At 55.2% G+C, this 23,941-nt stretch carries 24 protein-coding genes; 8 read left to right on the forward strand and 16 right to left on the reverse strand.

The window, feature by feature from the left end; all coding sequences use genetic code 11:
* Window positions 1–160 precede the first annotated feature (160 nt).
* Window positions 161–853 carry a tRNA (guanosine(46)-N7)-methyltransferase TrmB gene (trmB, locus tag GCD22_RS01745; protein ID WP_080707745.1) on the reverse strand — a complete coding sequence of 231 codons (693 nt, stop codon included), beginning with the start codon at window positions 851–853 and terminating at the stop codon, window positions 161–163.
* A gap of 41 nt (window positions 854–894) precedes the next feature.
* On the opposite strand from trmB, the gene purE reads away from it, so the two are divergent.
* Together purE and GCD22_RS01755 are read left to right on the forward strand one after the other, a co-directional pair.
* On the forward strand, window positions 895–1,392 hold the full coding sequence (gene purE, locus GCD22_RS01750) for a 5-(carboxyamino)imidazole ribonucleotide mutase (RefSeq protein WP_031569989.1): 498 nt from the start codon (window positions 895–897) through the stop codon (window positions 1,390–1,392).
* Window positions 1,389–2,522 carry a 5-(carboxyamino)imidazole ribonucleotide synthase gene (locus GCD22_RS01755; RefSeq protein WP_081577442.1) on the forward strand — a complete coding sequence of 378 codons (1,134 nt, stop codon included), beginning with the start codon at window positions 1,389–1,391 and terminating at the stop codon, window positions 2,520–2,522. Before purE ends, GCD22_RS01755 begins: the two co-directional genes overlap by 4 nt.
* A 41-nt stretch (window positions 2,523–2,563) precedes the next feature.
* On the opposite strand, the gene GCD22_RS01760 is transcribed toward GCD22_RS01755, so the two are convergent.
* From GCD22_RS01760 to smpB, 3 genes are all read right to left on the reverse strand, one after another.
* A complete protein-coding gene (locus GCD22_RS01760) occupies window positions 2,564–3,073 on the reverse strand; it encodes a disulfide bond formation protein B (RefSeq protein ID WP_153940362.1) in 510 nt (169 codons plus the stop codon).
* Window positions 3,070–3,690, reverse strand: a complete 621-nt coding sequence (locus GCD22_RS01765) for a thioredoxin fold domain-containing protein (RefSeq protein ID WP_176212019.1) — start codon at window positions 3,688–3,690, stop codon at window positions 3,070–3,072. Before GCD22_RS01765 ends, GCD22_RS01760 begins: the two co-directional genes overlap by 4 nt.
* Window positions 3,691–3,754: 64 nt before the next feature.
* Complete coding sequence (gene smpB / locus GCD22_RS01770; RefSeq protein ID WP_031569980.1) at window positions 3,755–4,216, reverse strand: SsrA-binding protein SmpB; 462 nt, start codon at window positions 4,214–4,216, stop codon at window positions 3,755–3,757.
* 117 nt (window positions 4,217–4,333) lie between these two features.
* Between smpB and GCD22_RS01775 the strand changes: the two genes are divergently transcribed.
* Together GCD22_RS01775 and GCD22_RS01780 are read left to right on the forward strand one after the other, a co-directional pair.
* Window positions 4,334–5,515 (forward strand): phospholipase D-like domain-containing protein, encoded by a 1,182-nt coding sequence (locus GCD22_RS01775; protein ID WP_031569979.1) that lies wholly within the window; start codon window positions 4,334–4,336, stop codon window positions 5,513–5,515.
* A gap of 8 nt (window positions 5,516–5,523) precedes the next feature.
* Window positions 5,524–5,994, forward strand: a complete 471-nt coding sequence (locus GCD22_RS01780) for a type II toxin-antitoxin system RatA family toxin (RefSeq protein ID WP_010641348.1) — start codon at window positions 5,524–5,526, stop codon at window positions 5,992–5,994.
* Between the two features lie 216 nt (window positions 5,995–6,210).
* Here the strand turns inward: GCD22_RS01780 and GCD22_RS01785 are convergent, their stop codons facing one another.
* The gene (locus GCD22_RS01785; protein ID WP_010641350.1) at window positions 6,211–6,558 is read right to left on the reverse strand and encodes an outer membrane protein assembly factor BamE; all 348 of its coding nucleotides are present in this window, start codon (window positions 6,556–6,558) and stop codon (window positions 6,211–6,213) included.
* Window positions 6,559–6,624: 66 nt separating this feature from the next.
* Here GCD22_RS01785 and fur point away from each other — a divergent pair, with 66 nt between their 5' ends.
* Entirely contained in the window at window positions 6,625–7,086 is a 462-nt protein-coding gene (gene fur / locus GCD22_RS01790; RefSeq protein ID WP_010641352.1) for a ferric iron uptake transcriptional regulator, read from the forward strand.
* 20 nt (window positions 7,087–7,106) lie between these two features.
* Here the strand turns inward: fur and proB are convergent, their stop codons facing one another.
* The 5 genes from proB to GCD22_RS01815 all read right to left on the reverse strand — a co-directional run bounded on the left by proB (window position 7,107) and on the right by GCD22_RS01815 (window position 10,564).
* Window positions 7,107–8,228: a glutamate 5-kinase gene (gene proB / locus GCD22_RS01795; RefSeq protein ID WP_031573613.1), complete on the reverse strand. Its 1,122-nt coding sequence runs from the start codon at window positions 8,226–8,228 to the stop codon at window positions 7,107–7,109.
* Complete coding sequence (gene cgtA / locus GCD22_RS01800) at window positions 8,225–9,340, reverse strand: Obg family GTPase CgtA (RefSeq protein ID WP_031573615.1); 1,116 nt, start codon at window positions 9,338–9,340, stop codon at window positions 8,225–8,227. The genes proB and cgtA overlap by 4 nt, the downstream gene beginning before the upstream one ends.
* 54 nt (window positions 9,341–9,394) lie before the next feature.
* The gene (rpmA, locus tag GCD22_RS01805; RefSeq protein ID WP_010641358.1) at window positions 9,395–9,655 is read right to left on the reverse strand and encodes a 50S ribosomal protein L27; all 261 of its coding nucleotides are present in this window, start codon (window positions 9,653–9,655) and stop codon (window positions 9,395–9,397) included.
* A gap of 11 nt (window positions 9,656–9,666) precedes the next feature.
* Window positions 9,667–9,978 (reverse strand): 50S ribosomal protein L21, encoded by a 312-nt coding sequence (gene rplU, locus GCD22_RS01810; RefSeq protein ID WP_010641361.1) that lies wholly within the window; start codon window positions 9,976–9,978, stop codon window positions 9,667–9,669.
* A gap of 142 nt (window positions 9,979–10,120) precedes the next feature.
* Window positions 10,121–10,564: a YaiI/YqxD family protein gene (locus GCD22_RS01815; RefSeq protein WP_031573617.1), complete on the reverse strand. Its 444-nt coding sequence runs from the start codon at window positions 10,562–10,564 to the stop codon at window positions 10,121–10,123.
* 300 nt (window positions 10,565–10,864) lie between these two features.
* Between GCD22_RS01815 and GCD22_RS01820 the strand changes: the two genes are divergently transcribed.
* Window positions 10,865–13,996, forward strand: coding sequence for an L-glutamate gamma-semialdehyde dehydrogenase (locus tag GCD22_RS01820; protein ID WP_176212018.1), 3,132 nt, complete (start codon window positions 10,865–10,867; stop codon window positions 13,994–13,996).
* Between the two features lie 3 nt (window positions 13,997–13,999).
* Here GCD22_RS01820 and GCD22_RS01825 read toward each other — a convergent pair whose 3' ends face one another.
* The 6 genes from GCD22_RS01825 to metX form a co-directional block, all read right to left on the reverse strand.
* Complete coding sequence (locus GCD22_RS01825; protein WP_081577440.1) at window positions 14,000–15,550, reverse strand: SulP family inorganic anion transporter; 1,551 nt, start codon at window positions 15,548–15,550, stop codon at window positions 14,000–14,002.
* A 166-nt stretch (window positions 15,551–15,716) separates the two neighbouring features.
* A complete protein-coding gene (gene metE / locus GCD22_RS01830; RefSeq protein WP_031573625.1) occupies window positions 15,717–18,071 on the reverse strand; it encodes a 5-methyltetrahydropteroyltriglutamate--homocysteine S-methyltransferase in 2,355 nt (784 codons plus the stop codon).
* 95 nt (window positions 18,072–18,166) lie between these two features.
* Window positions 18,167–18,952 (reverse strand): bifunctional demethylmenaquinone methyltransferase/2-methoxy-6-polyprenyl-1,4-benzoquinol methylase UbiE, encoded by a 786-nt coding sequence (gene ubiE / locus GCD22_RS01835; protein ID WP_031573627.1) that lies wholly within the window; start codon window positions 18,950–18,952, stop codon window positions 18,167–18,169.
* A gap of 42 nt (window positions 18,953–18,994) precedes the next feature.
* Entirely contained in the window at window positions 18,995–19,651 is a 657-nt protein-coding gene (locus tag GCD22_RS01840) for a glutathione S-transferase family protein (RefSeq protein WP_010641371.1), read from the reverse strand.
* 21 nt (window positions 19,652–19,672) lie between these two features.
* Window positions 19,673–20,278, reverse strand: coding sequence for a methionine biosynthesis protein MetW (gene metW / locus GCD22_RS01845; protein ID WP_010641373.1), 606 nt, complete (start codon window positions 20,276–20,278; stop codon window positions 19,673–19,675).
* The gene (gene metX / locus GCD22_RS01850; RefSeq protein WP_031573629.1) at window positions 20,275–21,426 is read right to left on the reverse strand and encodes a homoserine O-succinyltransferase MetX; all 1,152 of its coding nucleotides are present in this window, start codon (window positions 21,424–21,426) and stop codon (window positions 20,275–20,277) included. The genes metW and metX overlap by 4 nt, the downstream gene beginning before the upstream one ends.
* Window positions 21,427–21,799: 373 nt before the next feature.
* Between metX and GCD22_RS01855 the strand changes: the two genes are divergently transcribed.
* Window positions 21,800–22,591: a hypothetical protein gene (locus GCD22_RS01855; RefSeq protein ID WP_140391094.1), complete on the forward strand. Its 792-nt coding sequence runs from the start codon at window positions 21,800–21,802 to the stop codon at window positions 22,589–22,591.
* A 105-nt stretch (window positions 22,592–22,696) separates the two neighbouring features.
* The gene (glyA, locus tag GCD22_RS01860) at window positions 22,697–23,941 is read left to right on the forward strand and encodes a serine hydroxymethyltransferase (RefSeq protein ID WP_031573636.1); all 1,245 of its coding nucleotides are present in this window, start codon (window positions 22,697–22,699) and stop codon (window positions 23,939–23,941) included.

Raw genomic sequence — 23,941 nt, forward strand, 5'->3', positions numbered from 1 at the left:
TTTGTTTTGAGCCGTTGTTGTTCTTGGCGAAATCCTGCGCCCGTCAGGAGAGCTGTTTGAGCCCGCAGGGCGAGTTCTCTCCTGACAGCAGGATGAGCCCTAGAACAACAGGCGAGGAACAACGGAGCAAAAAGCACCTACGGCAGATGCCGTTTATGGATCAACTTGTGCGTCGATACACCAGATCATAAACACTGTGTCCGAGTTTTTCGCCACGACGTTCAAAACGGGTCGGAATACGATTGGCGGGTCGCTCCGAAAAGCTATTTCCAGAATCCGTATTTATCAGGCCCTGGGTCTGATTGAGGACGGTCAGCATTTGTTCTGCGTAATCAGCCCAGTCCGTTGCCAGTTGTAATTCTCCACCCGTTTTGAGCAGGCGCTGCAAGGTGTTTGCGAACTCAGTCTGAATCAGGCGACGTTTTTGTTGCCGGGTTTTTGGCCAGGGGTCGGGAAACTGAATGATGATGCGCGCAAATAAAGCATCTGGCAGGGTTTTCATCCAGGCCGCGACATCATCATGAACAATACGGATGTTATCAATGCCCGCTTTTTCCATCTGCAACAGGAGAGAGCCGACTCCGGGAGTGTGTACTTCTGCACCGATAAAACTTTGATCGGGATTTGCGGCGGCAAGGGCGGCAAGATGTTCGCCGTTGCCAAAACCGATTTCCAGGGTGATGTTCCGTTGCCCATTCCAGGGATCCTGCCAGGGTTCCCCGGTTGGGATTTGCAGAGCGGGGAGGGCGTCCTGAATCACCCGACGTTGTGCGGCGGTAATACGTCCCTGGCGTAATACAAAACTGCGAATCGGGCGTTGCCCGGTATTGAGCGCTTCTTCCATGACAGGCATTATAACCCGTTTAATGTGCAGGCCTAGAGAGGAGAGCAGGCATGGAACATCCCCTGGTCGGGGTGGTAATGGGCAGCAACAGTGACTGGGAAGTCATGGTCGCTGCGACAGAACAACTGCAGGCATTGAATATTCCCCATGAAAAGCGGGTGGTTTCGGCGCATCGAACCCCGGACCTGCTTTTTGATTATGCCGCGACGGCCGCATCTCGGGGGCTGCGCTGCATTATTGCCGGAGCGGGCGGCGCTGCCCACCTGCCGGGGATGCTCGCCGCCAAAACCCTCTTGCCGGTATTGGGAGTGCCGGTGCCTTCCCGACACCTGAACGGCATGGATTCACTCCTGTCCATTGTACAGATGCCCAAGGGCATTCCGGTAGCCACTTTTGCCATCGGCACTGCGGGTGCCGCCAATGCCGGTCTTTTCGCCGCAGCCTTGTTGGCCGCAAGTGATCCGATGCTTGCCCGGCGCCTGCAGGATTTTCGTCACCAACAGGAAGCAGCCGTATTAGCCATGACTTTGCCGGATTCTGAGCCATGATTTTACCCGGTGCCACCCTCGGAATTCTGGGAGGTGGGCAGTTGGGTCAAATGTTTACGCTGGCGGCCCGGCGCATGGGTTATGGTGTATGGGTTCTCGATCCTGATCCGGATTGTCCGGCGGCGGCCGTGGCAGACCGTCATCTTTGTGCGCCCTATGATGATTTTTCTGCCTTGGCGCTTTTGGCGGATCACTGTGCAGCGGTGACCGCCGAGTTTGAAAATGTCCCTGCCTCGGCCATGATTTATCTGGAAGCGCGAATACCTGTGCGCCCCGGCTCCACGGCGTTGGCTATTGCCCAGGACCGGGTCCGGGAAAAGACCTTTTTTCAGGACCTCGGTCTGGAGGTCGCACCCTTTGCACTGCTCAGGCAAGAGGATGATGTGGAGCTTGTGGCACGAAAGCTGAGTTTTCCTGCCATCCTGAAAACTACCCGCTTTGGGTATGATGGCAAGGGGCAACAGAATGTGACCACGGCCAGCGAACTTCCAGCCGCATGGGCCAGCCTGAATACCCCGGAAGCCATTCTGGAGTCACGGATTAAACTGGTGCAGGAGTTTTCCGTAGTGCTGGCGCGTTCAGTGGAGGGGATGATGGTGTTTTATCCCCTGGCAGAAAATCGTCATCACCATGCTGTGCTTGATCTCAGTATTGTGCCCGCCCGAATTCCAGAGGCACTACAAAATCAGGCGCGACAAAGCGCGGCGTGCATTGCTGAGGCGCTGAACTATGTCGGTGTGCTTGCCGTTGAATTTTTTGTGGAGGAAGAGGGCCGTCTGTTGGTCAATGAAATGGCCCCGCGCCCCCACAATAGTGGTCATTATACCATTGATGCCTGTGTCAGCAGTCAGTTTGATCAGCAGGTACGTGCGCTTTGCGGGTTATCCCTGGCAGATATCCGTCTGCTCAGCCCCGTAGTCATGATGAATCTGCTGGGTGATTTGTGGGAAGAAGGCGGACCGGATTGGCAGAAACTATTCCAGCATCCGCAAATCAAGGTTCATTTGTACGGCAAGAAGGAAGCCCGCCCCGGTCGCAAAATGGGCCATGTAAATGCCTTGAGTTCTGATGCCGAGCGGGCTTTGGCGGTGTTGGAGACGCTGCGCCAGGACTGGAACTGGCCGCGTTAACTGCCTGCCCGCTGAAAAAACGGCAACTGCCGTTTTCAGGATTAAGTCTGAACGCGGCGGCTCAACCACTGGGCGATCAGGAGCAGGACGGCGCAACCCACAAAAAAAGCCATACTCCAGTGGGTGATGGGCCATCCTGCCAGGCTTTTGCTGCCAGCCAGCGCACAGGAACCATGGCCGGATAAGGTCGAGGCTAAATCATTTCCCAAGCCGCCCAGGGCGGGACTACTCTGAAAAACCTGGACCGAAGAGCAGGTTTCTATCTGATCTGCCGCCATCTGCGTCAGGTGCCACTGCCACCCTGCCAGGGCTGCGCCCAGCAGGGCATATAACGCTGCCAATATCCATAAACCCCGGCGTACCGTGCCTTTCCAGAAAAAGCCCATGGTAACAATGACGATGACGGCCAGATCAGCCAGACGTTGGTAAACACAAATGCTGCAAGGTTGCTCACCTTGCGCAAACTGCAGCCACAGCACCAGCGAAAAGGCAAGGATGCCAGCCAGAATGACCAGAGCCGCCAGCCAGGATGCGTATCTGGACGCAGTCATTGTGCGTGAATAATTTCTGACCATTGTTTGTTGTTGGGTAAACCAGGGACATAACGAATTTTGCCATCCTGGCGATAGACCAGAAAAGGCACACTGGCTCCGGGAATCCCGAGCACTTCGGCTTCCTTGTTGACCAAAAGCGAAGCATTGAAATTCAGTACATCACTCATTTTATTTTGTACGGCAATGGGCGCAGGATCTATGCCCCCTTCTGGACCATCTTTGGTACTGAATTTATTTTCATTCAGTTTCAGGGCGGCTAGCGGTTCCTTGGCCGCGAGAATGGCAGCAGCTTTACCGGCGCTACTGGGTGTCAGAAAACCTACGGTAATAAATCTGACCTGTATTTGTTTGTTATGGATTGGGTTTTGCAGCCAGGTATAGATTTCATGGCAATAAGGACAATTGGGGTCGTAAAAATCATAAATAATCGGTCCCTTGCTGCCTTCCTGAATGTAATGGGTGTGGGTCAGGGCCTGCCAATAATCCTGATCCCCGTCACTGCCTGTTGCTGGTCCAGCGACGGCAACGGTCGAGGCGCTCTGAACAAGTAGAACCCCCAGCAATAAGCAAAGCGTCAGACAAGTCCGGTGCAAATTTTTCAGTGCATGAATCATGGGCATAATTCCTTGTATGCTTCAGTTGTGAGGCAAAATGGATATCATTTGGGCGTGCAGCCCATCAAACATCCCTGGACCCGCCTTTCATGATCCGGGCCTTGTCCCTTTGCCATTCCCGCTCTTTGATCGTTGCCCGCTTGTCATGTTCCTGTTTGCCCTTGACCAACGCTATTTCTGCCTTGGCCCGGCCCTGCTTCCAGTACATGGCCAGAGGGACGATGGTAAAACCCTTGCGTTCCACGCTGCCAATCATCCGGTTGATTTGCTCGCGGTGCATCAACAGCTTGCGGGTTCGGGTAGGATCAGGGTGAATGTGTGTGCTGGCGGTCAGCAGGGGGCTGATATGCGCACCCAGCAGCCAGAGCTCAGCGTCTTTGACAATGACATAACTGTCCTTGAGGTTCAGGCGCCCGGCGCGCATGGATTTGACTTCCCAGCCTTCCAGGACGATTCCCGCCTCAAAACGTTCTTCTATGAAATAATCGTGTTTCGCCTCACGATTCAGGGCGATGGTGCTGCTCATTGCACAACTCCCGTGCCAGTCAGCCGATGATTGTACGTGAAAAAAGGGGTATGCAGAAAGTGGCATTGACTTTACATGCCCTCCTGTGGAATTTTTGCGCAGTGCGAAGGGAGGAACATGGTGGAGTCCAGATTGTTGACGGGGCACTTGCTACGACGTCGTACCCGGCAACAGGAGGCTATTCCTGACTGGGCGCTGCTGAATGACATGCAGTCCATTGCCGCATGGCTGGAAACCCGCTTGAGCGCCGCGTCCAGGGAAATTTTACTGGAAAACTATATTTTCGCGGCGGGCCTCTGGCCCCGGCAAATTTTGCGGATATTATGCGACAAAGCCCTGACCGGAGTGGCGGTATACATTACGCTCGATGCCCTGGGTAGTCGCAGCTTTCCCGAAAGTTGGATTAGCGAGCTGCGCCAGTCTGGAGCGCACCTGCATTTTTATCACCGTTTGCAACTGAAGGGGCTGGAAAAGCGCTTGCGGCGTACCCACCGTCGTATTGTCGCGATTGATGGCCAATGGCTGGCCGTTGGTGGCTTTGCCCTGGATGATGAGTGGCTGGATGCCAAACCAGGAAGTCCGCCTTACCGGGACATGCTGTTTGCCTGTCGTGGTTCCCTGGTGGATCGTGGTCGGGAAATATTTTTCCGGCACCGGCCGGAACATCTGCCAGCCCTGCCTGCCGGAGTGAGTGAAGAAATGGCGTTCTCTCCAGAATCCTGGGGCGAAGGGCGATTTCTCGAAGGAACTCCTCCTGCCAGTTATGCGGTGCGCCGACGCTTGTTGGCGGCCATTCGGGGGGCGCGCCAAAGCATCTGGATTGCGACGCCCTACTTCAATCCTGATCCGGTGATATTGCGCAGTATTTATCGGGCGGTGCAGCGCGGGGTGGATGTGCGGCTGCTGCTGGCTGGACGCATTACTGATCATCCACTTTTGCGATTCGGGATTCAGGCGTATTATCAAAAACTGATGCGTAGAGGTGTGCATATATATGAATATCAGGGCGCTTTCCTCCACGCCAAGTACGTATTGGTAGACCGATCCTGGGCGACACTGGGTTCGGCAAATTTTGATTTCCTGAGTTTGTGGTTTAATCACGAGCTCAATCTTGAACTGCGTTTGGCCCGGGTATCCTTGCTGTTGCACGGATTATTTGTGCGTGAATTTGCCATATCCCGAAAAATCGATCTGGAACCCTGGCGTAAACGCCCCTACTGGCGACGTTTGCCGGAATGGTGCCTGGCTCAGCTCGATCGCTGGGTGCAGGCCCATGCCATGGGTCAACGCCGTTATTGAGAGGATGCATGCATCATATTTGTAAAACGGCTGTGTTGCCGTACAGCGCGGGTCAGGTTATGGCCCTAATTGAAGATATTCGTTCCTACCCACAATTTCTGCCCTGGTGTGGCAGAACCCGAATCATTCAGGATCGGGACGAAGAAGTGATTGCCGAAATCACCATTTCTCATGGTGCATTTGGTAAATCATTTACCACCAAAAACCGCTATCAGCGCCCCAAGCTGGCAGAAGTGCGTCTGGTGAATGGTCCTTTTCGTTTTCTGGAAGGATTGTGGCAGCTTGAACCTGACTCCAAGGGCACCAGGGTGACGCTGGATATGCGCTTCGAATTTGCTTCACGGCTGGTGGGCGCGTTTCTGGAGCCCATTTTTAAGCAGGCAGCTGAAACCATGGTGCAGCGTTTTGCGCAAAGAGCGCGCGCTGTATATGGCCCCCCTGCAGCCATTCCGGTAACAGGGGACCGTCCATCTTCTTAGGCTTTCACCCTAAAAACGGCAGTTGCCGTGGATGCTTTTTGCTCCGTTGTTCCTTGCCTGTTGTTCTAAGGCTCATCCTGCTGTCAGGAGAGAACTCGCCCTGCGGGCTCAAACAGCTCTCCTGACGGGCGCAGGATTTCGCCAAGAACAACAACGGCTCAAAACAAAAGTCGCTGCAAAGCACCCACGGCAGATGCCGTTTTTAGATTTATCCGTCTAGGCGTCGGGTTTTTCCGGGCTTTTAACTGTGCCTTTCACATCCCCCTGCACGCCGATGAGCTTGTCGTCCTTGTCAAAAAGGACAATCACCTTGCGAACCTGGGTACTGCTATAGGCTGGCTTATAGCTATAAGAGTAAATCCATTGATGGGGGTGCCAAGGGTCCTTCAGCAGTGGTGAACCCAGAATGGTACGCACTTGCAGCGCATCCATACCCGGATGCAATTCTGCCAGTTGCTGGCTGGTGACGACGTTACCCTGCTGTACGGCAACCCGATAAATACTGCAGGCTCCGAGCGAGAGGGCACAAAAGGTAATCAGGGTAATCAGGCGGAGGCTTCTCATAGTCCTTGTCTTAAGCGTCAGGTACAACTATCCTAAACCATTACGCATGGGAATTGCTACGAGCACATGAACTACGAAAAATTGAATAGTGACGAATTGAAGCGGGCTGGTCTGAAAGCTACATTGCCACGTCTGAAGATTCTCCGCATTTTTGAGGACAGTGACACCCGGCATTTAACGGCGGAAGAAGTGTATCGTCAGTTGCTGGATGCCGGCGAAGAAGTGGGTCTGGCCACGGTCTATCGGGTATTGACCCAGTTTGAGATGGCTGGTCTGGTACGCCGTCATCACTTTGAAGGGGACAAGGCCGTTTTTGAAATGAACGAAACCGGTCACCATGACCATATGGTCTGTACGGCTTGTGGCAAGGTTCTGGAGTTTTTTGATGAGGCGCTGGAAGCCCGTCAAAATGAAATCGCCGGAGCTCAGGGGTTTTTCATCAGCGATCATAGCCTGTATTTGTACGGGACCTGTCTGGGAATGCAGGAATCCGGGGTTTGTTCTTTGCAGGCTCCAGCGGGCAAATAATTTTCTGAACATTTGCAAAGTTAGTTGCTGAGTACCAGATTATCACGGTGGATGATTTCCACCTCGTCAATATCTCCAAATAATTCCAAAAGCATCTTGCTGCTTTTTCCCATTCTCAGCAGGACATCTTCATAAGCAAAATTCACCAGGCCACGGGCTATTTCCTGTCCTTCCGGGTCGACGCAGCATAACAGATCGCCGCGCTGAAAATTGCCCTCGGCAGCAGTAATCCCTACAGGTAGCAGGCTGCTACCTTTTTCGCGCAAGACCTTGGCCGCACCGGCATCCAGATGCAACAACCCGTTGGGGCGGAGCTGACCGACCAGCCAGCGCTTGCGTGCCGCCAGCTTGGCGACGCCGGGCCGAAAATAGGTGCCCAAAGGTTCCCCCGCCCAGATGCGCAGCAAGACATCCTCAGCGCCACCCGGCGCGATGATGGTGGCCGCACCAGATTGTGCCGCACGGCTGGCTGCGTGGACCTTGGTGCTCATTCCGCCGGTGCCGACGGCGCTGCCGCTGCCCCCGGCCATGCCCAGCAGGGCAGGATCCCCAGCCTCCACTTCGGTCAGTAAACGGGCATCAGGGGCTTTACGGGGATCCTGGTCGTACAAACCCGCCTGGTCCGTCAAAATCACCAGTAAATCAGCTTCCAGCAGGTTGGCAACCATGGCGGCCAGGGTATCATTATCGCCAAAACGGATTTCGGTGCTGGCAATGGCATCATTTTCATTGATGATGGGAATGACCCCGAGTTCCAGCAGCGTACGCAGGGTTGCTCGCGCATTCAGATAGCGATGGCGTTCCTGAAGGTCTTCGTGGGTCAGCAGGACCTGACTGCCGTGAACCCCGCCCCGGCGGAGGAATTCGTTATACACCTGAATCAGTGCTGCCTGGCCGACGCTGGCTGCCGCCTGCAGCTGGTGCAGGGCATTGGGGCGGCTCGTCCAGCCCAGGCGCTCCATGCCAGCTGCCACGGCGCCGGAAGAAACCAGTACGATGTCCAGGCCATGCCGGCGTAGCACCAGCAGTTGTTTGACCCAGGCCTCAATGGCAGGGAGGTCCAGACCTTGGCCATTATTGGTGAGCAGGCTGCTGCCAATTTTAATGACCCAGCGCTGGGCATTTTTAAGGTCGCGGCTCATTCATCGTCATCCCAGTCGGCGCTCAAATCATCACCTTCCCACTCTTCCAGATATTCTTCCTCTTCATCGCCCCATTCTTCCGACTGTACTGGATCAGGTGCGGGTGGCAGATCTGGCAGTGCCTGCCAGATGGCGTGGGTGAGGGTATTGCAGCCCGCACCGCTGGCAGCGGAAATCAAAAATGCCGGACCATCCCAGGAAAGCTCGGTACGAATCGCCTGAAAACGCGCCTCGCCTTCTTCAGCGCTGAACAGGTCGGCCTTATTGACTACCAGCCAGCGCGGGCGCTGAGCGAGGGCGGGGCTGTAAGCGAGCAGCTCTTCTTCCAGAGCGCGAATGTTCTCGGCAGGGTTACTCTCATCCACAGGAGCCATGTCGACCATGTGCAGGAGCAGGCGGGTACGACTGAGATGTTTCAGAAAACGGGTACCTAGCCCGGCGCCCTCGGAGGCTCCGGGGATCAGGCCGGGAATATCCGCGAGAACAAAAGATTCGTGGGTCGCCACCCGGACTACACCGAGATTGGGGTAGAGGGTGGTGAACGGGTAGTCTGCCACTTTCGGGCGGGCCGCACTGACTGCCCTGATCAGAGTGCTTTTGCCCGCATTGGGCAGGCCCAGCAGGCCGACATCGGCCAGAACCCGTAGCTCCAGACGAAGATTGCGTTCTTCTCCCGGCGTGCCTTTTTCATATTGACGGGGTGCGCGATTGATGCTGGATTTGAAATGCAAATTGCCGTGTCCGCCGCGTCCGCCTTGAGCGACCAGCAAACGTTCCCCATCTTCGCGCAAATCACCCAATAATTCACGGGTGTCGTCATCGTAGACCAAGGTGCCCACCGGGACGTGGATTTCCTTATCCAGACCCGCGCGCCCGGTCATTTGTCTACCCGCACCACCATGCCCGGTTTCGGCCCGGTAACGGCGCTGGTAGCGGAAATCTATCAGGGTATTGAGGCTGGCCTGGGCGACGAGGAAAACGCTGCCACCGCGGCCACCATCACCACCATCTGGACCGCCAAAGGGGATAAATTTTTCCCGACGAAAGCTCAGGGAGCCGTGCCCACCGGTACCCGAAGCAACATGGATGCGTACTTCATCAATAAACTTCATAAAAAACCCCGCTCCCGCAAAAACGGGGCGGGGTCCCTCTGCGCAGAGGCCGGTTCAGGCCACGGATACGACGCTGACGGTACGTACCTGGCGCGGTCCCTTGCGCTCGAATTTTACGACCCCTTCTGCGGTGGCAAAGAGGGTGTGATCCTTGCCGATACCGACGTTGCTACCCGGATAAAACTGGGTGCCACGCTGACGAATGATGATGTTGCCGGGGATAACCAGCTGTCCGGCGTAACGTTTCACGCCCAGGCGCTTGGATTCTGAATCGCGTCCATTGCGCGAAGAGCCACCCGCTTTCTTATGTGCCATGACTGTGCTCCTTAGGCTTCAATGCCGGTAATGCGGACTTCAGTAAAATACTGACGATGTCCCTGCTGCTTACGGTAATGCTTGCGCCGACGCATCTTGAAAATATGCACCTTGGCAGCCCGTCCCTGACTGAGCACGGTGGCCTTGACGGCTGCACCTGCTACCAGCGGTTGACCGACCACTACATCACTGCCAACGCCGACCATCAGTACCCGGTCCAGCGCGAGTTCCGCACCTGGCTCTGCTTCCATCTTTTCGAGCCGGAGCTTGTCGCCCACCGTCACCCGATACTGCTTGCCACCATTTTCAATGACCGCGTACATCACAAACCTCCAACAAGGGTTTTACCCGGTACTGTCCGGAAAAGTTCGCAAGGATAGCGTTATCAGTCTATTAACGCAAGAGGATGAGGACTTGTTTTGTTGACTGATCTGCATCGGCGCATAAATTGTCTGAGCGAACCACTCAAGTGCGGGGCAATAAGCGGTCCAGAGCATTCGCAAAGGCCTGCCGGTCGGCTTGGCTCAGGGTGGCGGGGCCGCCAGTACGCACGCCGGAATCTCGCAGCTGCTCCATCATATCCCTGATGCGTAGACGCTCACGGATGGTTTCTGGGGAGTACCGCTCGCCGCGTGGGCTGAGCGCTTGGCCGTTTTTCTCCAGTACGGCAGCGGCCAGGGGAATATCGGCGGTAATGACCAGATCGCCCGCTTCAATGCAGCGCACAATTTCATCATCGGCCACATCAAAGCCGCCCGGTACTACCACGCTGCGAATGTGAGCCGATTGGGGTATACGCAGGGGCTGATTGGCGACCAGGGTCAAGGGCAGTTTCAGACGCGTACTGGCGCGAAACAGAATTTCCTTGATGACATTGGGGCAGGCGTCGGCATCGACCCAGATATGCATGGAAAGACTCGTATTTATAGAGGAATGGACCTTGGCATAGATGGAACTTGCTGGCAATGCCAACATCCCGTTATGTGGTAGCTAACAACCCACCTGAATGAGTTGAAATGTAGATGGCGGGTAAGCATCTGGGATGCCTTGTCCAATCACTTGCATCAGGCACCCCAAGTATGACAACCTGATTACAAGAGGTTGTAGCGCTGCAGTAGCCAAAAGCGCATAAAAACCCGTAAATGAAAAAAGGAGGCAGGCACAGGCTGATCATGGACCCGATTACCTGCTGCAAGGAGCCTTGTAGGAATGTCTCAAACCCGTTTACATACCATTTTGCCCAGTGATTTCAATGATTCTCCGGATTTTCTTCGGGAATCTGTGACACTGCCACCCCCGTACCGGGATGAAAATCAGCAGGTTGAAGTACTGCTGTCGGCGCTCAGCGGCAATCTGAACTGGCTGAACGTCATCGATCAGGCGCGGCCCTGGGTGGAAGCGGTGCGCAAGCAGCCAGCCCCGTTCTGGGCTCTGGAGTCGCTGTTAAGGGAGTACCCCATCACCAGCGCCGAAGGCTTGGCCTTGATGCGTCTGGCCGAGGCCCTGCTGCGCGTGCCCGATACGGGTACGGCGGCCTTGCTGGCGGCGGATCAGCTGGGCAGGGCGCGCTTTGCCGGTGAGGAAAAACAGTCCTGGATTACCCAGATTTCGGGTCGGGTGCTGATTCTATCCCGCCGTCTGCTTGCCGAAAAAGAAACACGCAGTCTGGTGCAACGACTGGGCATGAATACCGTCGTGACAGCAGCAGTGCGGGCCATTGCGCTACTGGGGCGGCAGTTTGTACTGGGGCAGGATCTTGGTGAGGCGCGCCGGCGCTCTGCCGAAGCCCGAAAAAAACAGCCCGCACTCTGCTATTCCTACGATATGTTGGGAGAAGGTGCCCGCAACAGTGCCGATGCAACCCGCTATGCGGCTTCTTATGAATCTGCCTTGCGCGTTTTGGCTACCCAACCCGGCAGTGGGGGTTCCCGGGAGCGGGATGGCATCTCCATCAAATTGTCAGCACTGCATCCGCGTTTTGAAGAAGCCCAGCGCGCCCGTCTGTGGAAAGAGCTGTTCCCCAAGTTGCAGCAACTGGCCGAGCTGGCGGCTCAGGGGCGTTTGAATCTGACGCTGGATGCGGAAGAAAGCGATCGTCTTGAGTTGCAGCTCGATTTGCTGGATGCCTTGCAACAGCATATTGCCGGGCAGGCCACTTGTGCGGGCTGGGACGGTCTCGGCATTGCCGTGCAGGCGTATCAGAGCCGGGCAGATGCTGCCATTGACGAAGTTCTGGCCCGAACGCGCCGCAATCAGAGCCGTTTGATGATGCGGCTGGTCAAGGGCGCTTACTGGGATATGGAAATCAAAAGAGCCCAGGAGATGGGCTTGTCCGGGTATCCGGTGTTTACCCATAAACATCATACTGATATCAGCTATCTGGCCGGTGCGGCGCGGCTCCTTGAAAACGCCAACGGTCCTCAGGCGTTGGTCTACCCGCAATTCGCCACCCACAATGCAGCGACCATTGCTGCTGTTTTGCAATTGGCGGATCAACAACCCGATGCCCGTTTTGAGATGCAGCGTCTGCATGGCATGGGAGAAGGAATTTATCGGGAGGTTTTACGCCACGCCCGCATTCAGCACTTGCGGATATATGCCCCGGTGGGTCGTCATCGGGATCTGCTTGCCTATCTGGTCCGGAGGCTTCTTGAAAACGCTGCCAACACCTCTTTTGTTCATCAGTTGGCTAATCAGCATGTGGCTGCCGAAGATCTGCTGGTCAGTCCGCTCTGGCGGGCGGAAGAGACGGCCTTGCCCAAACCCGTAGAGATTTACGGCCATCTTCATGGTGAATTACGACTGAACAGCCAAGGAATGGATATGACTTACATTGCCGAACGTAGCCCCGCCCTGGAAGCCGCATTGGCTCTGCGGGTAAAGACCCCCGAAGAAATACAGGTGGAAGAAGTAGACCCCTTAATGCACACACTGCACGCCGGGCAAATGCGCTGGGATGCGGTACCCGTCGAGCGTCGTGCCGAAATTTTGGCTCAGGCGGCTGAGCTGCTGGAAACCCGACAGGACAAATTGCTTGCTCTGATTATGCGCGAAGCACATAAAACTTTGGCAGATGCGGTTGCCGAACTGCGTGAGGCCGTAGATTTTTGCCGTTATTATGCCATTCAGGCCAAGGCGCTCATGCGCAAGGAAGCTCTGCCCGGTCCCACTGGTGAGGCCAACTCCCTGAGTTTGCGGGGGCGTGGCGTATTTGTCTGCATTAGCCCCTGGAATTTTCCCCTGGCAATTTTTGCCGGTCAGGTCGTTGCGGCGCTGGTTACGGGCAATAGTGTGGCAGCCAAGCCCGCCGAGCAGACCATGGCCATTGCCCAGGCTTTTGTCGAACTTTTGTGGGAGGCCGGAGTTCCCCGTGATGTGCTGGCGCTGATGCCCGGTGCTGGAGAAACCGTAGGCGCGGCTCTGGTAGAGCATCCGCTGACTGGCGGCGTGGTGTTTACCGGTTCAACAGGTGTTGCTCGCCACATTCATCAGGGTCTGGCGGCCAAGGAAGGCCCCATTGTGCCCTTGATTGCTGAAACCGGCGGCATTAATGCCATGATTGTGGATTCTACGGCTCTGGCGGAACAGGTGGTCGATGCAGTGATTGCCTCGGCATTTCGTTCCGCCGGACAACGATGTTCGGCACTGCGTTTGCTTTGTGTACAGGAAGAATGTGCAGAAGAAATTCTGACCATGCTCAAAGGGGCCATGCAGGAACTGGTGATCGGACCGACCATCCATTATGCCACTGATGTCGGACCCGTTATTGATGTCGAAGCACAGACCAATATTCTGGCGCAAATTGCCCGGGTGGAGCAGGGCGGGGGAAAATTGCTGGCCCGTTGTGCCTGGCCCCCGGCTTTGCTGGAAAATGCCCGGGTTACGGATGATTCTGTAGCATTGACCATGCAGGACGATCAGCAGCGTAATCTGCATTTTGTAGCCCCCTGTGCGTATGCCATTACTCATGTCAGTCAGGTTCGCGAGGAAATATTTGGTCCGGTGCTGCAGGTGGTCACCTGGAAAGCCGGACAAATCGATGCCCTGGTGGATGCCATCAACGCTTTGGGATTTGGGCTGACTTTAGGTGTCCAAACGCGGATTGATGGGCGGGCGGCCCATATCGCCGCGCGGTCGCGCTGCGGCAATGTTTACGTCAACCGCAACATGATTGGCGCGGTGGTTGGTGTGCAACCTTTTGGTGGCGAAGGCTTGAGTGGAACCGGCCCGAAGGCCGGTGGTCCCCATTATTTATTGCGCATGGTGGCCGAACAGACGGTGAGCATCAACACCACGGCAGCAGGAGGCAACTCGGAGCTGCTCTCCCAGGGCCGATTGTAAGGATTATACGGGGGCTTTGAGTATCGGTGTGTCGAAATTCTGTTCGCGTAACTGGATGTTTTTCAGTTCGGCGGCACGTTCGAATTCACGAATGACTTCCAGCACGTCGTGATCAATGAAACGGACCTTTTTGCCATCCAGAATCACTTCGGCGTCTCTGGGCAGCCTTTCCAGAATGTGGGAAAGACGTGCCTTGTTGACGAAACTTACCTCCCTGTTCAGGGAGATTTTGTAGGCGTTACCCTCCCGCCCGATGTCGATGGCGCTGTGATAGTTAGCCTTGAGCACAAAGAAAATACCGGCCAGCAGTCCGATGACTACGCCGGTAATCAGACTGGTGAACAAAATCGCAATAATGGTGATGAGGAAGGGCAAATACTGGGATTTATCCAGCTTGAACATTTTTTGAAAAATTTTCGGATGAGCCAGTTTGAAACCGACGAAAATCAGGATGGAAGCCAGGGCAGCCAGCGGAATGTGATTCATCAGCGTAGCCAGAAACAGGACGGCCAGCAACAGAAAAATCCCGTGCAGAAAGGCGCTGGCTTTGGTGCGTGCCCCGGCCGCCACGTTGGCCGTGCTCCGCACTATGACGGCGGCAACCGGAAGTCCACCAATGAGGCCGCTGGCGATGTTGGCCACTCCCTGTCCCAGCAGTTCGCGGTCAAGAGGGGTGCGTCTTTTGAAAGGATCCAGTTTGTCGGAGGCTTCTGTGGAAAGCAGGCTTTCCAGGCTGGCAATAAAGGTGATGGCGATAGCGGTCATCCATACGGTTTTTGAACCGATCATGCCCCAGTCAGGCATTTGCAGCATGCCCCTTAAGTCCGCCAGAGAACGAATTTCAGGCAGGTTGACCAGATTGCTTTTGTCGATAGCAAGCCCGGGCAGGGCATGGACAAACAGCACATTCAGGAGGGTTCCGAACACCACCGCCATCAACGGGCCGGAGAGCCAGGTCTGTTTGCGCAGGATGGCTATCTTATCCCAGACAATCAGGATGACCAGGGCCAGTACGCTGACCAGCAGCGCTCCCCATTCCACATGGGCGAGTGCGGCAATAACGGCACTGAAGGTGTTTTCTCCATGGGCATCAAAAAAATCCTGATTACCAAATTCGCCAATATCAAAACCAATGGCATAGGGAAATTGTTTGAGGATGATGATAATCCCGATGGCCGACAAAATACCCTGGATGACGGCCGACGGGAAAAAATAAGCCACCACCCCTGCACGCAAGAGCGCCAGAATAATCTGAATGCCGCCAGCAATAACCACAGCGAGCAGTAACGCCGGAAAACTGTGCAGGGTTTCCATGGCCACCAGCAGCGTGGCCACAATGGCTGGGGTGGGGCCACTGACGGCCAGGGGCGAGCGGCTGAACAGAGGAACCAGAACCCCACCCATGATGCCAGCGATCAAACCCGCAATCAGTGGGGTGCCGGAAGCCAGGGCGACTCCAAGACAGAGGGGCATGGCGACCAGAGCGACGACCACGGCGGCAGGCGCATCGGCCCGTAGATTTTTGAGTGGGGAAAGATTGATTGACTGATTCATGAAAAGTTCCAAAAAGATAGCAGGAAACTTATGAGTCGCGGAGCACGGTGCAAGCAATCACATGGTATCTTTTTAATTGCCAGTGAGTGTATAGGGGGGGCTGGTAATCAGCAAGCATTAAAAAAGGCCCCGGATGGGGCCTTGTCAGTTTGAAGCCGGTCTTCAATCAGGCGTGTTTGGCACGTACCTGTTTGGCTGCCTCGACCATGTTTTCCAGAGCCGGGGTGACTTCTGCCCACTTACGGGTTTTCAGACCACAGTCGGGGTTGATCCACAGCCGCTCTGCGGGAACCACTTTGACCGCTTTTTCCATCAGGCCGACCATTTCTTCCACGCTGGGAACGCGGGGAGAGTGAATGTCATATACGCCAGGTCCGATTTCATTGGGGTAGTTGAAAGTGGCAAAAGCATCCAGCAACTCCATTTGTGAACGGGAAGTTTCAATGGTAATGACATCTGCATCCATGGCCGCAATGGCGGGGAGGATGTCATTGAATTCCGAGTAGCACATATGGGTGTGAATCTGCACGTCATCAGGCGCAATTTGCGCAGAAATGCGGAATGCACGCGATGCCCAGTTCAGATACTGATCCCAGTCCTTGCGCTTCAGGGGGAGTCCTTCACGGTAGGCGGGTTCGTCAATCTGGATGATGCCGATACCGGCGTCGATCAGATCCTTGACCTCGTCGCGGATGGCCAGCGCAATCTGCAGTGCCGTTTTTTCACGGGGCTGATCATCGCGTACAAAAGACCACTGCAGGATGGTCACCGGGCCGGTAAGCATGCCTTTCATGGGCCGCTGGGTGAGAGACTGGGCATATTTGCTCCAGGTCACGGTCATGGGGGTAGGACGGGATACGTCACCGAAAATCAACGGCGGCTTGACGTAACGTGAACCGTAACTCTGCACCCAGCCATGCCGGGTAAAAGCGAATCCAGCGAGCTGTTCGCCGAAGTATTCCACCATATCATTGCGTTCGGGCTCGCCATGGACCGGCACGTCAATACCCAGACGTTCCTGTTCTTTCACGACCAGCGCAATTTCTGCTTCCATGGCTTTCTGGTAGTCGGCATTGCTCAGTTCGCCCTTGCGATTTTGCAGGCGGGCTTTACGAATTTCGGGAGTCTGCGGGAAACTGCCGATACTGGTGGTGGGGAAGGCCGGCAGTTTGAAACGGGCACGCTGTGCGGCTTCACGGGTCTGGAAAGCACTTTTGCGCTGGCCATCATCGTTGCCCAAACCTTCCAGACGCTGGGCAACGGCCGGGTTGTGGATACGTGGTGAAGTTTTACGTGCTTGTACGGCGGCACGTGCGGTTGACAGTTCCTGCGCTACGGCTGCCACGCCTTCATTCAGGGCACGACCAATAATGGCAACTTCATCGAGCTTTTGTACGGAGAAAGCCAGCCATGATTTCAATTCGGCGTCGAGTTCGTTTTCCTGATCCAGATCAACCGGGGTGTGCAACAGGCTGCAGGAAGGCGCTACCCAGAGACGGTCTCCCAGCTGTTTATGTGCAGGTTCCAGGATCTTGATGGCAGCATCCAGGTCGGCGCGCCAAACATTGCGGCCATCTACCACGCCCAGAGAAAGCACTTTGTCAGCCGGATAATTTTTCAGGAAGCTGTCCAGCTGCTGCGGAGCGCGCCGCAAATCCAGATGCAGGCCGGCGACGGGAAGGGCTTTGAGAGCCTCGGCATGCTCCGCTACAGAATCAAAATAGGTGGCCAGCAATACCTTGGGGCTTTTGCCCTTGCTGAGGGTCTGGTAGGCAGAGGTCAGAGCCTGGTGCCATTCGGCGGGCAGGTCCAGTGCCAGAGCGGGTTCATCCATTTGCACCCATTCCACGCCCATGCCGGCAAGACGCTCGAGTATTTCGGCATAAACAGGCAGCACCTTGGGCAGCAAAGTCAGACGGTCAAAGCAGGCATTACCCACCGGTGCACCATGACCATGACAGGCGCTGTCGTCATGATGATGTTGGGCTTCGTGATGGGCTTCGGCATTCAGATCTTTTTCCTTGCCCAGCCACAGATAGGTGATGGGACCGACCAGTACGGGCTTGGCCTTGAGGCCCAGGGCCTGGGCTTCCTTGATTTGGTCGAACAGGCGTTCGCTGCTCAGGTGAAACTCCATGTTTTCATGGAATTCCGGCACAATGAAGTGATAGTTGGTATCAAACCATTTGGTCATTTCCATGGCGGGCTGGGTGCTGGAGCCACGTGCCATGGCAAAAAAGGTATCCAGACCCACCAGACCGCCGGAGAATCCGTAACGGGGAGGAATGGCACCGAGGGTGCAGCTCATGTCCAGCATGTGATCGTAGAGGCTGAAATCACCAACCGGGATGAAGTCCATCCCACAGGTCTGCTGGATTTTCCAGTGACGGTCACGCAACTGGGCAGCGCGGGACTGCAGTTCCTGCTCATCAATTTCTTTGGACCAGAAGCTTTCCAGTGCTTTTTTGAGTTCGCGTTTATGACCGATACGCGGAAAACCGAGACTGTGAACGGACGTCATGGGCATTACTCCTCTGCGAAAATTGTCGCCATCATGCCCTGCCCGGAGTCTCTGCTCAAGAGGGAATTTTTAGGCGTTCAGATGAAAAGCATTCATCAGTCCATGCGAAAGCCACGATGCAGGGCGACAATACCACCCGACAGGTTGAACACGTCAACCCGTTCCAGACCGGCTTCTTCCATCATCATTTTGAAGGTTTCCTGATCGGGGAAGCGGCGGATGGATTCCACCAGATATTGATAGCTGTCCCGATCCCTGGCGACGAGTTCGCCAATGCGCGGCAGTAACTTGAAGGAATACAGATCATAAATGGACTGCAACCCCGGCCAGCGCGGGTGTGAAAACTCCAGAATCAACGCCCGCCCGCCGGTTTTGAGGACGCGGTGAATTTCCTTCAAGGCCCGTTCGGGATGGGTCATGTTGCGGATGCCAAAGGCCAGGGTGACCAGGTCGAATTCGCGGTCGGGAAAGGGGAGTTCTTCCGCATTGGCTTCGACAAACTCAACCCCGGCGATGATGCCCCTATCAGCCAGGCGGTTTTCGCCAACCGCCAGCATTTCCGGATTGATATCGGAGACCACAATGGAACCATTGGGTTTGATGCGCGGATAAATGGCGGCAGCCAGGTCACCCGTGCCTCCGGCGAGATCTAGCACCCGTTGGCCGGGACGGGGACGGGCGAGGTCAACCGTGAAGCGTTTCCACAGGCGATGCACACCCAGTGACATCAGGTCGTTCATCAGGTCGTATTTACCCGCGACACTGCTGAAAACCCCTTTGACCAGGTGTTCTTTTTCCGTTTCCGGAACTTCCTGATAACCAAAGTGGGTGGTGGGCACGAGCGCCTGATCCTGCATGTCCTCTCCCTGTTGATCACTCATACGCATGACTCCTGTGCAAATCGTAAATGCGGCAGCTTGTATTCAGACTGAGCGTAGCAGAAGACTGCCTTTTTCGCTGATATAATTCCGCAGCCGTTCTGGAAAGTCGGCGGTTACGGAGCCTGCTACCTCGGGTAATTCCATGAGTAAGGCCGTCCAGCGGCGCAGTTTGCCCAAGGATTCCCAACGCGGCAATGGCCGTAATGCGTGCAGAATTTCCATGCGCATGAATAAGGGAGCAAAGGCAGCATCCACCAGACTGAAATGTTGACCCGCAAAAAATGGTCCTTCGGCCATGTTTTTTTCCAACCGCTCAAGCTTGTCAAAAAGCTGGCGACTGGCCGCCGTAAAAGGTTCTTCACCCTGGGCCACCATCATCTGGAACTGATCACCAATCATTTCGCTGCCAAAGGCAATCCAGGCGCGGTGCCGGGCGCGTTCCAGCGGGTCAGAAGGATGCAGTGGCGGTGCAATGGTTTCATCCAGATATTCATTAATCACCTGAGACTCGAACAGTACGGCGTCAGTGCCGATTTTCAGGCAGGGGACCCTGCCCATGGGCGAAAGTTCGAGAAACCATTCGGGTTTGTGGGCGAGATCAATGTGCGTCAGTTTGAAGACTACCTGTTTGTGCAGCAGAGTAATCACCGAACGCTGTACATAGGGGCAGAGGGGGAAGCTGATCAGTTCCAGGGTCATGGCGTTCTCCTCGCATGAGCTTCAGCGTGCGACCAGGGCGCAACGATATAAAGCGACTTCTCCAAATAGGTTGGGTAACAAACGGTTGCGCCAAGTGCTGCGCCGCCGCTCATTGAGCACGACCCGCTGATGGATGGCGATGCCGTTGTCGGCACAGAGTTGTTCAAAGTCACGAATCGTACACAGATGGATGTTGGGGGTATCGTACCACGTATGGGGCAAGGCGTCTGTGGTGGGCATTTTGCCCAGCACGCCCAGTTGCCAGCGCGCATGCCAGTGTCCCATATTGGGAAAGGTGACAATGACCTCACGGCCGACGCGTAACATTTCCAGTAATAACTGACGGGGATAGGTAGAAGCCTGCAGGGTCAGGGAAAGTACTACTGTATCGACACTCTGGTCTGCAAAATTTTTGAGTCCCTGATCAAGATCCTGCTGAATGACCGGAATTCCGCGTCGGATGGCGGCGACGACCCGATCTTCCTCAATTTCCACCCCATAACCTTGCACGCCCTTTTCGGCGCGCAAATAGGCCAGCAGTTCTCCTTCCCCGCAGCCCAGATCGAGAATGCGGCTTTGCGGGGGAATCCATTCGGCGATAATGGCCAGATCCTGGCGTAGCTTCATAGTCCGATTTCCTCTGCAACGCGTTGCAGATAAGTGCCGAGAACGGCGACATATTGGGGAATGGGCATTAAAAAGGAATCGTGGCCGTGGGTGGCCTCAATTTCCGCATAGCTGACATCGCGATTACAGGTATATAGTGCCTGCACGATTTCGCGGGAGCGTTCCGGGGAAAACCGCCAGTCAGAACTGAAAGAGACTACCAAAAATGCCGCCTGCACCCGCGCAAAGGCTTCCGCCAGGCTGCCGCCATACGCACTGGCCGGATCAAAATAATCCAATGCCTTGGTAATATATAAATAGCTGTTGGCATCAAAGCGTTCGACAAAGCTTGAACCCTGATAGCGCAAATAACTTTCCACCTCAAAATCCACATCAAAGCCAAAGGAAAAGGCCTTGCCGCCCCGGGTATCCCGGCCGAACTTGGTGCGCATGGCGTCGTCGGAAAGATAGGTGATGTGGCCGATCATCCGTGCCAGTGACAGTCCCCGGCGCGGTTTGGTGTCATGGGCATAATAGCGGCCATTGTGAAAATCCGGATCCGTCATGATGGCCTGGCGACAAACTTCGTTGAAGGCGATGTTCTGCGCCGTCAGTTTGGGCGCAGCAGCAATGACCACGGCGTTACGCAGCCGGTCCGGATAATCCATGCTCCATTGCATAACCTGCATGCCACCCAGGCTGCCGCCAATAACCGCTGCCCATTGTTCAATCTCCAGATGATCGGCCAGGTCGGCCTGGGTTTTTACCCAGTCGCGGACGGTGACCATAGGAAAATCCAGACCCCAGGGAGTGCCGGTTTCAGGATTGATGCTGGCTGGACCCGTTGAGCCTTTGCAGGACCCAATAAAATTGGCGCAGACGAAAAAAAACTGTTCAGTATCCATGGCCTTGCCGGGTCCAAGCAGATGCTCCCACCAGCCCGGCTTACGATCATCCATGTGATGATACCCGGCAGCGTGATGATCACCAGAAAGCGCATGGCAGAGTAAAATCGCGTTACTGTGATCCTTGTTCAAGGCCCCATAACTTTCATAAACCAGGGTGTAACCCGGCAAGCTGCGCCCACACTCCAGTTGCAGGTCAGCTGGAAAAGTGACCGTCTGCGGGGTTACCAGTCCAACGGAATCAGCGGGTATCTGAGCAGGCATTGTGTGCTTTTCTAATCATCAAACAGAGCCGGAAGAGTCTAAACGTCAAGACCGTCGGCGACAAGCGGCGTAAGGCGGCAGCATTTTGTGTTTATCCTAACAGCAGTTGCCATGGGTGCTTTTTGCTCCGTTGTTCCTCGCCTGTTGTTCTATGGCTCATCCTGCTGTCAGGAGAGAACTCGCCCTACGGGCTCAAACAGCTCTCCTGACGGGCGCAGGATTTCGCCAAGAACAACAACGGCTCAGAACAAAAGTCGCGGCAAAGCACCTACGGCAACTGCTGTTTTTAGGTTTATGCGCCTTGATGGTTTAGAATCAAAAGAGATAGCATGAGCGACAAGTTGTGCTTGGCTGTGCGTCATGTTGCCGGGAGATGATTTTGGCCTGGAAGTGGGTAAATCGTGTAGTGAGCTGGGTCGAAGGGGGTGCTGAGCTGGTAGTGGCCCGGCCTCGGCCATGGCTGCTGCTTTCCGCTGCTGCATTGGTGTTTGCGGCCATTCCCTTTCCCGAATGGTTGATGTACGCCATGGCGCCCTTTGGCCTGCTGTTTGGCCTGGAAATCGCTGCCAATACCGATGAAGAAACGGAATCTTATACGAACCGACAAATGCGGCATGCCCTCCATGTGGCGGTGGTTTGGGGTATGCTTTTTGCCGTTTTTGGCATGATTTTCGAATTTGGCCAAGACATAGTGGTCATGGGCAGCTTGCTGGCCGGGATAAATATTCCCTGGCATGACGACTCGGGCATGGGTCAGGGATTCTGGGGCTGGTGGTTCGCTTTCGGACAGCGGTTTTCGGATTTATCGCTAATGCCTTACTTCTGGTTCTCTCCGGCTTTTTTCGGGATTGCCCTTGCTTTGCACAAAGGACATGGCTGGCTGGAGTCAGAAGTGGAAACTACACTCACCCTGCTGTTCAGGCCGGAATTGCGGGATCCTCTGATCGGTCTCTGGGCCGTCATTTTGCTGGCGAATCTGTTTATGCCAGCTTTTTCCCAGTTATGGTTGGGCTTGATTGTCTGGGTGTTGGGTCCACCGGTCATCCATGTGGCCTATCAGGATATTTTTGCTGACAAGCGGCGTCCTCCCCGAAAAAAGAAAGAAAAGAAGGCCGCCCGCTTTGTACTCGCCCATCACCCGCAGCCGGTGCGTGTCAAACTCTGATGAGTTTCATTCATGACTTGCACGCATTTTTTACCCTTGCCGTTCGTTCTTGCATCCATTAGTGTCTAGCCACAATTTTAACGGAAGTTTTTGAAGGAGTGCACCATGTTTTCCAAAACCCTCAGTATTGCTGATTTTGATCCTGCACTATGGGATGCCATGTGCAAAGAAACCCAGCGCCAGGAAGATCATGTGGAACTCATTGCTTCTGAAAATTATGCCAGCCCCATGGTAATGGTGGCGCAGGGTTCAGTGCTGACCAACAAGTATGCCGAGGGTTATCCGGGCAAACGCTATTATGGTGGTTGCGAGTATGTGGATGTTGCTGAACAGTTGGCCATTGATCGGGCTCTGGAGCTGTTCGGCGCAGAACACGCCAACGTTCAGGCCCATTCCGGTTCTCAGGCTAATCAGGCTGTTTACCTTTCGGTATTGAAGCCGGGCGACAAAATTATGGGCATGAGTCTGGCGCATGGTGGACATCTGACCCACGGAGCCAAGGTCAATGTTTCGGGCAAGCTGTTTCAGGTGGCCGCTTATGGGGTGCGCGCCGAAGATGGTCGAATTGACTATGAGGCAATGGCAGCACAGGCCGAGCAGGAACGTCCCAAAATGATCGTCGCCGGGGCCAGTGCCTATTCGCGCATTATCGATTTCGAAAAAATCGGTGAAATTGCCCGGAGTATCGGCGCTTATTTGCTGGTGGACATGGCCCACATTGCCGGGTTGGTTGCGGCCGGTTTACATCCCAGTCCCGTTCCCCATGCGGATTTTGTCACCACCACGACCCACAAAACCCTGCGTGGACCGCGTGGTGGTCTCATCCTTTGTCGGGAAGAATATGCCAAGAAGGTCAACTCGTTGATTTTCCCTGGCTTGCAGGGTGGTCCTCTGATGCACGTCATTGCTGGCAAGGCGGTAGCTTTCCGGGAAGCTTTGCAGCCGGAGTTCAAAACCTATCAGCAGCAGGTCATTCGCAACGCCCAGGCGCTGAGTCAGGTACTTGCCGGGCGAGGTTATACAGCCGTGTCAGGCGGTACGGATAATCACCTTTTCCTCCTCAATCTGGGCGAAAAGGTGACCGGTAAGGAAGCCGAGGAAGCGCTGGGTCAGGCGCACATCACGGTCAACAAAAACGCAGTGCCTTTCGATACCCGTCCGCCAGCGGTGACCAGTGGTATTCGCATCGGCACCCCGGCAGCAACCACCCGTGGCTTTGCAGAAGCGGAAATGCAGCGCTTGGGCAAGGGGATCGCCGATGTGCTGGATGCTCCCGCAGATGCCGCAGTGATTGCTCGGGTCAAGGCGGATATGACTGCCCTGTGCAAGCAGTTTCCGGTGTACGGCTAG

Source organism: Acidithiobacillus thiooxidans ATCC 19377, from assembly GCF_009662475.1.
GTDB classification, from domain to species: Bacteria; Pseudomonadota; Gammaproteobacteria; order Acidithiobacillales; family Acidithiobacillaceae; genus Acidithiobacillus; species Acidithiobacillus thiooxidans.